This window comes from Collimonas sp. GW821-FHT02H07, assembly GCF_059421505.1.
In genome coordinates this window covers 74,818-88,116 of record NZ_JBWKVC010000019.1, presented here as the reverse complement: position 1 = coordinate 88,116, position 13,299 = coordinate 74,818, and the positions used below count along the sequence as shown (strand labels likewise).

Genomic DNA, 13,299 nt, shown 5'->3' with positions numbered 1-13,299 from the left:
CGCTTGGCGCATCAGCTTGCCGGGCTGCGTGGCCAACGTGAGGAAGTGGCCACCGCGGTTGAAGGCTTGGTTCAAGCCCACCCTCTTTACTCGGTCCTGACCAGCATGCCAGGAGTCGGCGTCAGGACAGCGGCCAGACTCCTCACAGAGGTCGCCTGCAAAGCCTTCGCTTCGGCAGCTCACTTAGCCGCCTATGCCGGACTGGCACCCGTCACACGCCGATCCGGCTCGTCGATTCGCGGCGAGCACCCATCCCGGCGTGGAAATAAGGTGCTCAAACGCACGCTGTTCCTCTCAGCCTTTGCCGCGCTTCGCGATCCGGTTTCACGCGTCTACTACGCCCGGAAGATCAGCCAAGGAAAACGACACAATCAAGCCCTGATCGCTCTCGCCCGCCGGCGTTGCGATGTGCTTTACGCAATGATGCGCGACGAGACACTTTATTGCCCCGCACCACTCGCAAGCGCTTGACGAACCAGATAGCCCCCCGATCACAAACTCGTCCTTGATTATGAAATTTGCTTCAATTTCCTTTTATGATGAAGTGGTAAATGAGGCATCCTAGAAGGAAGACAAAGACTGCATAAAGAGCGAATCCGATTTTTATGCAGGCGATTACCATCTTTATCTTTTAATTCGCAAAAGATAATTGGACTACTACGGCGCTCACGCCACTTCTCCGAACGCTGCCTTGATTATTTCGACCGAGCGTCGCGATTGCATGACCTCCTGACGATTGGAGTACGGCACGTAGCGCTGCAGCAGTGATCCCCCGGCGTAAAAATGCTCAGCATAACGGAAGAGAATACGGCGGACGCTAAAGGCAGTAAAAAACCTTAGGCGTCACGCATAATTTTCTGGTCGGTATACCCTGTTGCCGTTCCAAACTATTTTGGGAATTTCTGTCGCTGCCAAGCGGTCTATCGGATGCAGAGCACATTCAAGATACGGCCACGCCTGTGGCCCGAGTATAGGCGAATGCCAGTCGCTCTAAGGCATTTTCATTTCAGTGTCCGTGCAATTCAGGCGGGTTGTTGCTGAGTCGTGCAATGAATGCCACCTCCCCCTGCTGCGATCGCGTCTATGTTCAGTTGTATCACTTCGCGCTTAGGAAATAGGTCACGCAAAATATCACGGGTGTTGCTGTCGGCTTTCCGATCACCAAACTCGGCCACCATCACGGCACGGTTGCAAACATAAAAATTGATATACCCTGCGGCAAATTCCTTGTTTTCATATTTACTACGTACAGTAGATGGTCCCTGCAGCACCACGACCTGCAATTTCCTGCCTTTGGCATCGGTAGTTCTACGCAATATCTCCAAATGACGTTTGGTTACAGCGTTTTCTTCTGAGCCGATATCGGCTTCGTAGCCCGCGACTACTACACCTGGGCTGGTAAAACGTGCATAAAAATCAGTATGACCATCTGTGATATCCCTGCCAGCGATCCCCGGCAACCAAATGATCTTATCCAGCCCAAGCAGCCGTTTAAGTTCGACCTCACACTGTCCCTTGCTGACGCCTGGATTGCGATTGGGATTGAGCACACAACTCTCGGTAATAATGGCGGTACCGTCACCGTCGACTTCGATGCCGCCGCCTTCGAGGATGAGCTTGCTCTTCAATAATTTGGTGTCAGTCTGCCCGCTCACGAAGGCAGCGATTTGCGCATCGCGCTCGTAATCCTGCTTTTCTCCCCAACCGTTGAAGTTGAAGTTAACTGCTGCACGTTTTCCTTGACTATCCTTGACGAATACAGGACCGGTATCTCGTATCCATAAATCATCAATGGGCTGCACGATCAAATTGATGGCGGCTCCGCATTTACGGGTAGCGATATCGTAGTCTTCATCGCGTACCAGCATATTCACCGGCTCAAAGGCCGAAATGGTCCGAGCAATGATTGCCAAATTGTCCTGCGCGCCGGCCTGCAGCCGCTTGCCCCAGGTTTCTTCACCCGGACCGAAAGCCATCCAGGTGGTAGCGTGCAACTCGCCTTCGTCCGGCATGCGCCAACCTTCGCTCGTGGCGGCAAAGACTGAGCTATTCGAGGTGCCGAACAGGCTCGCCAGCAGCACTGCAGCGGACTTTCGAAGCCCCTGCTTCAATACATAGCGTCGTGTCATCATTTTGATTTCCCCTATGTAGCATAAATTGCTAAATTTCGTTAATTAAGATGTTGTTAGATAAACGCTCTCGGAATGTTGTTCTTGATATTTTTTTGTACATTACAGCTGTCGGCTTTCCATTGTAACGCGCACACTTAATCAATTTTTGATCCAACCGTTGCATGCTCATACGTCTAAAAACATCTTGTCGATTGGACTTATGAAAAATGGTGAAAATCAATCATCATCATCGTCATGCCGACGGTACCTACGATGATTACTTTTCCAGTACCCACGATGTGCCCTATCCCTAACTACATAAATAGTCGTCGGCTCGACATAATATGGTCGAGGTTGAACATATACCGGTCGGGGTTGGATATAGACCGGGTCTTGTTCCACGTAAATCGGCTCTGGCAGCACAAAAACCGGCTCCGGAGGCGGTGCGTAAAATCCCGAAGTTCCAATGTCGATAGAAACATCAACGTTAGAAGCCATGACAGGTGTTGCAAACGTCATTAGAGCGGCGATAACAACTCCAACTATCGCTGCTATTAATGGTGTTTTCATGAATATTTCCCTCACTATCTTTGTCTACATTTAGACGACCATGAACAATTCGCAGCCGCCATTCCCATCAAGGTTTTTGAATCGTTGTTATTAATTTTAAGAATCCGGCCGCTTTTCCGTCAATCCGCCTGCGACTGGAGTTATCTCAACGCATGCGTGTCCGCATTACGTTGTACGCGGACATTACCGACGACAGATCAATGAGGAAAGCTGACCAATCGAGCTTGCATCGGTGACGACAAGCTTAAGTCAAAGCGCCCACCGCGCGGCAAGCCACTAATGTCAAATGACGCGCTGCCCTTTTCCAGTCCATTGCCGATCATAATCTTGGCGCCGCTCGGCTCAACATAGACCAGCGACAAGAATGGCTCTACTACTGCATTCCACGTAACTGTCAGATGTCCGTTCTGAATGTTCCAACCGACTGATGACGCCATCTCTTGCGAATTCCCGGTCGCAGTCTGGGGAGATGCCTTCAAACGGCGTACCTGGTCAGGTTGCCGCATGACCTGCAATCGCCCGTTGTACATAACTTCAATCGCGGCGACCTCTCCAGGATTCGGCATACTCACTGAGAAGTGACTGGTTTGATCGATTGCATCCGCTACACGGGTTGGTTTAAATGGCAATCTATAGTTCTGACCGGTGACCGTACGGACACGTAGCTCATAGGTCGACTTAGCAGTTACCGTATCGGCCTGCAGCTTGGTGGCGGTGGCTGATGCCGGATACAGAAACACACCTTTAGATGTAAGCTCGCCTGAAATGGTCAGATAACCGTTCTGCGTCCCAACGCTGGCAGCAGAAGTCCGGACCATCGGCTGTGGGATGGCAGAGGTGCGCGATTCGGCAAACTGCTGCGCACGGACGTAACTGAAATCGGAGAACCATGTTCCGTCGCAATAACCCATGACATCTTTCATTTGCATATTGTTCGGTGTGTGTGGAGCACTTAATACGCCGATCTGCGTGTCGCTGTCGTACAAACTGTTATAGACCGCCAGCGAACTCAGATCGGCATTCGAATTGGGGTATGCCGGATCTGGGTCGCTGGCGCCACCGCATGGCGCATGCTGCAAAGAGTGGTTATGCCCCATTTCATGCACCATGGTGGTTAGCCATTCCTGCCATCTGTTATCAAATGGATCGCCTTGAGCCGCCGTGGAAGCCTGGTCTAAACCGATTGCAGTGACATTCGATGTATTGTTGTCACTCCGATCGCCGACATAACCAATGCCCGCTGTATAGCTTGGCGGGATGGGGTTGTACATAGGAACAAAACCGTAATAGAACGCATTCTGGTCTTCGATTACGCGCGTAGCGTCAAGTTGTTTCAACACGGCTGACCAGCTCATCGTATTAGTGCTAGTTGCACCATTAATCGTCAACGGTTGTCGCCTCTGGACCACGATATTACCGTATGCGTAGGGAAAGACTCTGGCCAACGCTTTCTGAACCTCAAACAAATTGGGGGGCAATACACCGGTGGCGGCACCAACCGTCAGAGGTACCAGAACGACTCGGATGCGGGTAGGCGCACCAACTGTGGGTGACACATCCAGATTAGCTGGACTGTTGCCAACCCCGGCCAGCACATTGATACTCACCTTGACGCCGGGCTGAACCCATGCAGCGGGTAGCATCACATTGAAACTATTACTCAGGTTGTAGTCATCTTTCGCAGTAGGCAAGGTGGCCGGTCCACTCATCACCAACGCCCCCAGCGATGCACCGGTCTTAGTGCTGGCCGACAAATTCACTACCGGACTCTTGATGCCGGTAGATGGCGCAAGGACTGTTGCCCGTACCAAAGCAGGGCGGCTTGGCGTCAGACGCAACGTCGGATCGGTAGCACTCTTGGCGAAGACATGCACGAAGTCAACACTGCTGATCAACAATCCGACATTGCCGGCACTATCGATCGTGCCGGCATTGACGGCGGCCTGTGCGGGCATCGTCAAAATCACTGTGCCGCTGGTACCAATGCTCACGGTCAATACCAACTGCGCGTTGCTGCGGCTGACAATGGCCGCGTTCGAGTTACCGACCTTGGCTGCAGTAACAGTATCCAAATTCGTGCCTGTAATCGTCAAGATCACGGTGCTGCCGTTTTTCGCACTTTGCAACCCGGTCGCGGTCACTGTCGGAGCGACAGTAAACGAGCTTGTGGTTTGCACTTCCTGATAGGGGTCAACCACTGTCAGTTGGCCGGAGGCTGCGTCCGGCGGCACCGTAAAACTAACTGCAGTGTTGGACGGATTCGAAACAGATGCAATCGCGCCATTGGCGAAACGAACCTTGGTTACCGCTATCAGACCACTGCCGTTGACGGTCACACTGCTGCCGACAATCCCGATTTGCGGTAGCACAGCGACAATCGAAGCAGGCAGGTACCCGTTGATTTGATACGTGCTGTTGACTACGGTGTTGCCCACCTTGAGCGCCAAGAAGCCGGAAATGGCTTGGGTAGGCATCATCAATGTTGCCGATGTGCTGGAACTATTAACGACGGCTAAGTTGAGGCCCGCGATTTGGTAGCTAGTAACCAGGTCAAGATTTTTTCCTGCAATAGTGAAGTTACCACCGGCCACAACGTTGGCGGCGGACACGCTGGTAACCAGCGGTGACGATGAGTTGGAAATAAATGTTGTCGACGATTGCACCGAAAAACCTGGGCCGGACAGAGTGACCACGCCGCTTACTGCGGCGGTTGGAACTGTAATTGCGATCTGCGTGTCATTGATGATCGTGAAAGTGACAGAAACACTACCGATAGTGACCGCATTCACTTTTCTAAATCCCGCACCGGAAACAGTGAGCGTGGCGCCGGGCGATGCGCTCGATGCCGATAGTGCGGTGATACTCACAGCTGCTGCTGGAGTGGGGGCCGCAATCGATGTCGGCGATGATCCTCCACTGTCACCAGAGCCACCGCCGCATCCGAATTGGCTTAACGTGACGATTATCAAAACGAGAGCGAGAAGAAATTTATTATTTTTCATTGCAAACACTGCCTTTGAGAGATCGGGCTATGTAAAGGTTGAGACGCAGAGAGGTTTTGCGTCAACGTGGAGGCTGGTACCGACGCATGTTTTTGTTTGGATGTTGTTGGTGAAGGAGCTACTGTTAAAAAAACAAACAATTGAACTTGCGCAAACTCAACTTCGCTGGCGGTCGCCGTTTTTTTCCTGATGCTGCCGGCCATTACGTGGACGAAAGAAGCGACAGGAAATGTTGCATGCTGCAACTGTTAGTGATGGTCTTTCTGGTGTTTTGTGCACGGCGATAGTTGCCAGCAAAAACGACGGTTGACAACAAGGCGGCACGCCCTTGAATGCTGGCCTTCTTAGCAGCATTGAGCGTGTAACGCGTGCAGGTCTTACCGGATCGGTGGCAACCGTCATTTGACAAGTTCGAAACAAATCGATTGCGAATACGTTTATCGACAGCAAAACCGTGACACTCAACAAAACAATAAAGGTATCGCGCATCACATTCCTTGGAACATTTCCTAAGAGAATAGAAAAAAATCGAACCTTCTTTGTCAAACAAAAATATTAGACAATGGTCAACTACGTCACACTCAGACCCTTGGCGAATTACAGAACCATCATCTGTTTGACGATAAATTTACCCACGCCAAGGGCAATGACAAAGGCGGGATCGAAGGATTGGCGACACCATTAACAAATATCGACAAATCCGCGCTAAATGGCGCCAGCAACCCTCCTAGGGATGAGAGCGATTTCGTGTTGACGTAAGACCTACAGAAGAGACCTGGCTTTTTTTCAATAAAACGGCTTTTCATCATCGCCCCTGATGACATTGCGGCTTTGACATGCTCAGCTACACCGCATTGGAAAAGTAAACAGTATCTAATACCAACATGAAGAAAGCATGAGCCATTCATTAAGCCTTGATGAAGACGATAATACTCAGCGGAGCATGTCCTTCAGCGTTTCTTCACATTAAAATGTTTAAATACGAAACTATGAAAATACTGCTGATCGAAGATGATCTGGACCTGGGCAACGGCATACGTATTGCCCTGTCCGATCAAGGCATGAATGTGGTGTGGGTGCGCCAGTTGGAGAATGCGCTTCATGCAATGGAATCCGACAACTGCGATTTGGTACTACTGGATCTCGGTTTGCCGGACGGCGACGGCCTGGACCTGCTGACGCGCTTGCGCCGCGAAAAAAGCAGTTTGCCAGTGATTATCCTGAGTGCCCGCGATGCACTCAGCGATCGCCTACTTGGCCTTGACAGTGGCGCCGACGATTACCTGGTCAAACCTTTCGTGCTGACTGAACTGGTATCGCGCGTGCGTGCCTTGGCCCGGCGTAGCTACGGTTTCGACGACGGAACCCTGGAATTGCGCGGCCTGTCGCTGCATGTGCCGACCCGCCGTGTCAGCGTACAAGGCCGGCCGACAGAGCTGACCGCCAGCGAATACTCGTTGCTCAGCACCCTATTGATACGCGCCGACCGTGTAGTGACGCGCCGTGCGCTGGAAGATCTGGCGTTACCCGGCGGACACGCCAATGCTAGTAATACCCTTGATGTGCATATGGCCAATTTGCGCCGCAAGATCGGTGATGGCTATATCCGCACCGTGCGCGGAGTTGGCTTCGTGATAGATCAGCAGGCGCCGGCATGCAGCGTGCGAAAATGATACAGCACTGGTGGGCCTGGCTGGTGCAGCCGACCCTTGTGCGCCGCCTGTTGCTGGCGCAGATGCTGCTGTTGACAGTATTGTGGAGTCTGTTTATCGGCTACGCCATGTTCGAGACCAGCAGAGCACCTGGCCCGATTAACCTTGATCGCACATATGAGGCAATATTCGGCGTCGTCGAAAACCTGGCCGACAATCCCGATCGCCAGCACAAAGTGTTGCACATGATTGATCTCGCGGTACGCGAAGGTTACGGTATCGGCGGCAATACGCCGAAACTGTCTCCCAGCATCCAGGTGCGGCAGGGAGGGCAACTGATTTATCAATCCGAAGACACACCGAGCGGTATTCATAACAGTCGCCTCGACCAGCCGGAAGTCCTCCACGCCAACGGCGTGCGCTGGCGAGCACGCACCGTCCAATCACCGCAATCGGATACCCGCGTCACTATCATCGTGCCGGCAGATGCCATGGACATGCTCATCGATATGAACTCACGTGGCTATTATTCCTTGCCCTTGCTGATCAGCCTGCCGTTCTTGCTGCTGCCTGCCTGGCTCTCGATACGGTTGGCCTTACGTCCCTGGAGCCGGGTTGCTCGTGAGATGGCAACTCGCGGTCCGCAGAATCTGACGCCTTTGACGTTCAAGCCTAAGCACTTGGAATTGAGTTCCATGGTCGACAAGATTAATGCCTTGCTGCAGCGTATAAGCGAAAGTGTCGTACGAGAACACAATTTTATTGCTGACGCTGCGCATGAACTGCGTACTCCACTGGCTGCTATGCGGGTGAATGTGGAGGCCTTGCAAAGCCAGACCAGCAATGATCGCCAGCAAGAACTTCTGGCTGGGATATTGAGCAGCAACAGTCGCGCCACCAGACTAGTCAGTCAGTTGCTGTTGTTGATGCGTAGCGATCCCGCGACCAGTGTCACGCTGGACAGGCTGGCACTGAACACACTGTTGCAGGACCGTCTGGCGGTACTGTCGGCACTGGCCAAGCCGCGGCAAATCGAGTTGGAATTGACGTCAAAAGGTGAGTTCTACATCCTCGGCCATTATGAAAGTCTGATGTCCTTAATCGACAATCTGGTCGACAACGCCGTCAAGTACAGTCCGCGTGGCGGCACGGTAACGGTTGGCCTGCGCAATGATGATCAAAACGGGGTCATCCTGAGCGTAGCCGATCAGGGGCCTGGAATTAGACCTTCCCTGCGCGAGCGCGTATTCGACCGGTTTTTCCGCGATCCAGACCAGACTCAGAGCGGCAGCGGATTGGGCTTGACGATCGCTAGGTCAATCGTGTTCCAGCATGGCGCGCAGATACAATTGCATTCGCCTGATAGTGGGCAAGGCTTGCTGGCTGAGGTCAGATTTCCACTGGCACCGCACTGAAGAGCGACATCGGTATTTAGTAATTACAATTTATTAACAATAGTGATCCTCCGATAACAAAGGACACGTAAAGTTGTGTGAGAAATATCGCAAGTCGCTTTGCATAACACCGATCTGATCGGAAAATTTGATCTCACCATTGATGCGGACCTGATCAATATAGATATATTGGGGGGGGGGGTCGTTGTGCCGAGCCTGAATTTTGATTGAAGGCTATTGAAGTAGGGATGAAGGATCGCTAGCTCGAAATCAAGAAACTTTTACCATATCGGGACCTTTCAGAAATTCTGTGTGCGGGGCCAGAATTTCGTAGTTAGTTAATTGCGTTCGTGAAGCGTTCGCCGAACATGATGGCGAACTGGTTGGCTGTTTGCTTCCATGTCCGCTGTTGCATCTTCCAATCTTTTTCAATATTGCGCAAGGCGAGGAACAGCAATTTTATTGCGGCGTCATCGCTGGGGAAGTGGCCGCGATTCTTGACGGTCTTTCGAAGGCGCATATGCAGGCTCTCTATGGCGTTGGTAACTGGCATGATGGTCCGCACCTCGGGCGAGTAGGCAAAGAAGGGAATGACCTGCGCCACTGGCGTCGCCACATGGCTGCCACGGTCGGGAATTTGGTGCCCCAGGCCCCCTGCGCAAACTCATCCAGCGCCACGGCTGCCAGGTCCGCGTTGGCGGCCTGGTAGACGGGTTTCAAATCCTTCCAGGAGGCCAGCGTGGTGGAATTGCGGATCAGGTGCACGATGAAGGTCTGGATCGGTTCCTGTGGATAGACCGCTTCGATGGCTTCGGGGAAGCCGCGCAGGCCATCAACGACGGCAATCAGGACGTCGTCCAGTCCACGGTTCTTCAGCTCGTTAACGACCTTCAGCCAGAATTTAGCGCCCTCGGTTTGCTCGATCCACAACCCCAGCACTTCCTTTTTGCCGTCGGCACGAATACCCAGTGCCAGGTACACGGCCTTGTTCTTGACTGTGCCTTCATCCCGGATCTTCAGTCGCAGTGCGTCGAAATAGACGATGGGGTACATCGGTTCCAGCGGTCGTCTCTGCCACTGTGTGACCTCATCAAGGACTTCGTCGGTGATGGTGGAAATCAAGTCCGGCGACACCTGCGTGCCATACAGCTCCAGCAGATGGCCCTGGATCTCGCGCACGCTCATGCCGGGTGCGTACATGTGATGACGTGGTCGTCAAAGCCTGGCATACGCCGTTGGTGCTTGGCGACCAGCTTAGGTTCGAAACTCGCCAGTCGGTCGCGGGGAAAGTCCAAGTGCAGTTCGTCGCCTGGCGTCAGCACCTTCTTCGGGCTGCTGCCATTGCGGTGGTTCTGGCTCGCCTCGCCTTCGCTGGCCAGATGATGGCTCAACTCCGTCGTCAACATACGCTCGGCCAGGCCAGATTCGCCAAGGATCGGCTCTGCGTCCTTGTTCTGCACTTGGGTCAGCAGCTGGTCAATCAGCTCAACGGGGATGAGGCTAGGTGCTTTCTGCTTCTTCGGTTTCTTTGTGGTCATTACGTCGGTCATGGAATTTCTCTTTCGGTATTATTTCATAACCCCGTTCACACAGAATCTATGGTCATCCCCTTTTTTGCAACCCCTGATTTCTGATGTTGTGGTTGGCTTGCTTAAATCTGACAGGCTCCCATATCGAAGGATATGGGAACAATTCCCTCGATAAAAATTAAAGCACGCTCCCGAACAATGAGACGATATAACAGTGAGACGACATCTCTCCTACCCAATGGCCTTAACGGTCACATCAATGTGGTAGCCAATGCGCTTGATATTAAAAAATATCATGATTCCCGCCGACATTATTCATTTTACACACCAATCACCGCTGGATAAGATTACCGCTCACGAAGAAAAGAATATTCACTTCGTGAACTTAATTCAACAAGTTCAATGCGCATTGACTCACATCTGAATACGTTATTTGATCGAACAGCATCAGCAAGACACCCCAACTTTATTCATTGCTTGCCGCAGTGCAAAATTTTAATTTCACTTCGAGGATGAAAACTATGAAATCCCGCTTGATCACTGTTGCCGCAGTCCAGATGTCGTCGAGCGATTGGAACCTAGAAGCCAATATCGATCGCGCAATGAACCTGATTCGTCAAGCCGCCAACAAGGGCGCGAATCTGGTCATATGTCCGGAACTATTCATGTGCCCCTATTTCTGCATAGACGAGAATAGCGACCACTTCGATTTAGCGGAGCCCTTGGAGTACAACGAAAAGCTGGTGCGATTTGGCCGGTTAGCTGCTGAATTGGGAATTGTGTTACCGGTGGGATTCTTCGAACGGGCTGGAAATGCATTTTATAATTCCGTTGTCATGTTCGATGCGGATGGACGCCGCCTTGGTACGTATCGGAAAACGCATATTCCGGATAACCCTGGATATTCGGAAAAATATTATTTTAATCCCGGCGATTCCGGTTTCAAGGTCTGGCCCACGAAATTCGGCCGCATCGGCGTCGGCATTTGCTGGGACCAGTGGTTTCCGGAATCTGCCCGCGCAATGGCTCTAATGGGGGCAGAAATCCTATGCTTCCCAACGATTATCGGAAGTAATCCAGCGAGGCCCGATTCCGATTGTTCCGACCACTGGCAGCGCACTATGCAGGGCCACGCAGCAGCCAACGCTATGCCATTGATCTGCGCTAACAGGATCGGCACGGAAATCGGCAAAGGAAATGCAGCCCATGCTCCCCTCAAGGTGACATTTCATGGGCGAAGTTTCATCGCTGATGCAACCGGGCAAAAGATTGTAGAGGCGGACCGGGAAGATGAAGCCATCCTATTGCATACTTTCGACTTGGAAGAGTGCCGACACATCCGCGAAGAGTGGGGTTTTTTTCGTGATCGCAGACCCTCTATGTATGGTGTGATTGGGACCAGCGATGGTTACACTTTGGTGTAGCTCATGACACTAGCCGTAGAAGAATATGCAAATACGAATTCGTAAAAATTTTGTTCAAAAATTCATTTTTGGAACATTCACTCATGAAAGTGCCAGACATGAATTATGAACTTATCCATGCGAAGTGATTACACGTCGGTCGGCCGCAGCTTAGTAATTTAATCACGTTATTTCTACCAAGCGCGCCATCATAGTTGCTGTACGAAGAGCATGATATCGGAACTGAACGGGGGCTTTGTGCGCGTAACTTCACTGCATTGCAACCCGTCGTCACTGCGAAAAATGGTTGAAACCAAGGTAGTACCACCTTTAACAGCAATGGATTTGTGCAGGCTACGGTGGTTTTTGCCTTACCAAAGGTTGCTTGCTGATGACGCAATATGGCGATGCCGCTGCTGACCTCGCCGCATTCAACACACTACAAAACCTCTACCCTGATCGCATAATTATACAAATTTCTACGGATGGAATCGCCAACGGCGGTGGCGCGACACAACCGCAGATTGCGACAAGTTAAAGTGTGGAGGCCAACCGGAACAAATCTAGCTTACCGTCGAACCGGTTGATATGCGTATGAGTATCGATGGTCTATCGGTAAAAATTGTGCGATTCAATTCGTCGCGATAATTTTGCTCCTGGACACGCTCTTTGGACGAATCAAATTTCGCTGCAGCTTCCTCCCAAAGCAAGGTTTTGTCTGCAAGTTCAGAAAGTCGTTCAACAGGCGTCTTTCCCTCCAGAGAACTGTACGGGCGATCCCAGTTATAGTAATGCTGCCATTCCGCGAGCAAGTCTGAAAGCTGAGAATCCTTAAGATCGACTGTCGAATAAAATTCATCAAGGTCGGTTCGCTGGGATCGCTCAACTTTGCCGTTCAGATGAGGTGATGCCGGTTTGATGCGGCGAAATTTTATACCCCATTCGAGTAGGCGCTCCTGAAATTTTGTAGCAAAAAATTCGCGACCGCGATCGGTCTGAATCCGTTGAATCGCAAATGGCATTTCCTCCATTACGGCATCAAGGAAGTCCATGGTGTTGTTAGCGGTTCTCCTCGAATAGAGCCGTAAAACCTTATAGCGCGTGCAGTCATCAATCGCCGTGTACTGATATATTCCAGGCGCGATCTTGCAGACATCCATTTGCACCCGATCCCCTGGCGTTGGTCGACTGTATCGAATAACTTGTTTTCTGAAGGCCCGCTTGTGTTTGAACAGAGGCTTCTTTAAGCGCTCCAGAACCCTGTGAATGGTCGCTGTAGACAACGAAATATCATGCAAACGCTTTAATTCATTTTGGATTCGGCGGTGTCCAAGTTTGCGCTTGCGTAGATCCGCAATCAACTGCTCGTGCTCTGGCTGAACCTTCCTCGCTGGCGAGGATTTTGGCCGTCGACTATTTTCCTGAAGTCCATCCTGCCCATGCTCTTGATATCGAGACCACCATTTACGCAGTGTCGGTCGTGATATACCACAACGCAGACAGACAATGCCTGCATTGCCGAGTTCTTCGTACAACCGAACCCATCTCAGTCGCTTGCGGATTTCATCATCCATCGCTTCATTTTAATTGAAACGATGTCCGTGAATCACACATAAAAATACAGCTTCTGGGCTTTAC

10 protein-coding genes and 1 pseudogene are annotated in these 13,299 nt (G+C 51.6%); 5 read left to right on the top strand and 6 right to left on the bottom strand.

The genetic code is table 11. The features are described 5' to 3' along the window. Positions 1 to 471: transposase (locus AC07V8_RS23215; protein WP_494680499.1), on the top strand; the 471-nt coding region annotated here is incomplete at its 5' end. Between the two features lie 551 nt (positions 472 to 1,022). Here AC07V8_RS23215 and AC07V8_RS23210 read toward each other — a convergent pair. From AC07V8_RS23210 to AC07V8_RS23195, 4 genes are all read right to left on the bottom strand, one after another. Further along, entirely contained in the window at positions 1,023 to 2,132 is a 1,110-nt protein-coding gene (locus AC07V8_RS23210) for an agmatine deiminase family protein (RefSeq protein ID WP_494680498.1), read from the bottom strand. Between the two features lie 216 nt (positions 2,133 to 2,348). Beyond that, the gene (locus tag AC07V8_RS23205) at positions 2,349 to 2,681 is read right to left on the bottom strand and encodes a hypothetical protein (RefSeq protein WP_494680497.1); all 333 of its coding nucleotides are present in this window, start codon (positions 2,679 to 2,681) and stop codon (positions 2,349 to 2,351) included. A 197-nt stretch (positions 2,682 to 2,878) separates the two neighbouring features. Then, positions 2,879 to 5,683, bottom strand: a complete 2,805-nt coding sequence (locus tag AC07V8_RS23200; protein ID WP_494680496.1) for an IPT/TIG domain-containing protein — start codon at positions 5,681 to 5,683, stop codon at positions 2,879 to 2,881. A gap of 156 nt (positions 5,684 to 5,839) precedes the next feature. Further along, entirely contained in the window at positions 5,840 to 6,172 is a 333-nt protein-coding gene (locus AC07V8_RS23195) for a hypothetical protein (RefSeq protein ID WP_494680495.1), read from the bottom strand. 500 nt (positions 6,173 to 6,672) lie between these two features. Between AC07V8_RS23195 and AC07V8_RS23190 the strand changes: the two genes are divergently transcribed. Both AC07V8_RS23190 and AC07V8_RS23185 read left to right on the top strand, forming a co-directional pair. Continuing rightward, positions 6,673 to 7,356, top strand: a complete 684-nt coding sequence (locus AC07V8_RS23190; RefSeq protein WP_494680503.1) for a response regulator — start codon at positions 6,673 to 6,675, stop codon at positions 7,354 to 7,356. Further along, positions 7,338 to 8,750, top strand: coding sequence for a sensor histidine kinase (locus AC07V8_RS23185; protein ID WP_494680494.1), 1,413 nt, complete (start codon positions 7,338 to 7,340; stop codon positions 8,748 to 8,750). Before AC07V8_RS23190 ends, AC07V8_RS23185 begins: the two co-directional genes overlap by 19 nt. Positions 8,751 to 9,063: 313 nt before the next feature. Here AC07V8_RS23185 and AC07V8_RS23180 read toward each other — a convergent pair. Then, positions 9,064 to 10,135, bottom strand: a pseudogene (locus AC07V8_RS23180) (IS256 family transposase). 644 nt (positions 10,136 to 10,779) lie between these two features. Between AC07V8_RS23180 and aguB the strand changes: the two are divergent. Both aguB and AC07V8_RS23170 read left to right on the top strand, forming a co-directional pair. Continuing rightward, positions 10,780 to 11,682, top strand: coding sequence for an N-carbamoylputrescine amidase (gene aguB / locus AC07V8_RS23175; RefSeq protein ID WP_494680493.1), 903 nt, complete (start codon positions 10,780 to 10,782; stop codon positions 11,680 to 11,682). A gap of 322 nt (positions 11,683 to 12,004) precedes the next feature. Next, positions 12,005 to 12,199: an agmatine deiminase family protein gene (locus AC07V8_RS23170; RefSeq protein ID WP_494680502.1), complete on the top strand. Its 195-nt coding sequence runs from the start codon at positions 12,005 to 12,007 to the stop codon at positions 12,197 to 12,199. 25 nt (positions 12,200 to 12,224) lie between these two features. Here the strand turns inward: AC07V8_RS23170 and AC07V8_RS23165 are convergent, their stop codons facing one another. After that, entirely contained in the window at positions 12,225 to 13,235 is a 1,011-nt protein-coding gene (locus AC07V8_RS23165; protein ID WP_494680492.1) for an IS481 family transposase, read from the bottom strand. Positions 13,236 to 13,299 lie beyond the last annotated feature (64 nt).

Excerpts from the sequence above, each read along its gene's own strand:
- AC07V8_RS23210 (WP_494680498.1), bottom strand. The coding sequence starts at position 2,132 with ATGATGACACGACGCTATGTATTGAAGCAGGGGCTTCGAAAGTCCGCT.
- AC07V8_RS23205 (WP_494680497.1), bottom strand. The coding sequence starts at position 2,681 with ATGAAAACACCATTAATAGCAGCGATAGTTGGAGTTGTTATCGCCGCT.
- AC07V8_RS23200 (WP_494680496.1), bottom strand. The coding sequence starts at position 5,683 with ATGAAAAATAATAAATTTCTTCTCGCTCTCGTTTTGATAATCGTCACG.
- AC07V8_RS23195 (WP_494680495.1), bottom strand. The coding sequence starts at position 6,172 with ATGCGCGATACCTTTATTGTTTTGTTGAGTGTCACGGTTTTGCTGTCG.
- AC07V8_RS23190 (WP_494680503.1), top strand. The coding sequence starts at position 6,673 with ATGAAAATACTGCTGATCGAAGATGATCTGGACCTGGGCAACGGCATA.
- AC07V8_RS23185 (WP_494680494.1), top strand. The coding sequence starts at position 7,338 with ATGCAGCGTGCGAAAATGATACAGCACTGGTGGGCCTGGCTGGTGCAG.
- aguB (WP_494680493.1), top strand. The coding sequence starts at position 10,780 with ATGAAATCCCGCTTGATCACTGTTGCCGCAGTCCAGATGTCGTCGAGC.
- AC07V8_RS23165 (WP_494680492.1), bottom strand. The coding sequence starts at position 13,235 with ATGGATGATGAAATCCGCAAGCGACTGAGATGGGTTCGGTTGTACGAA.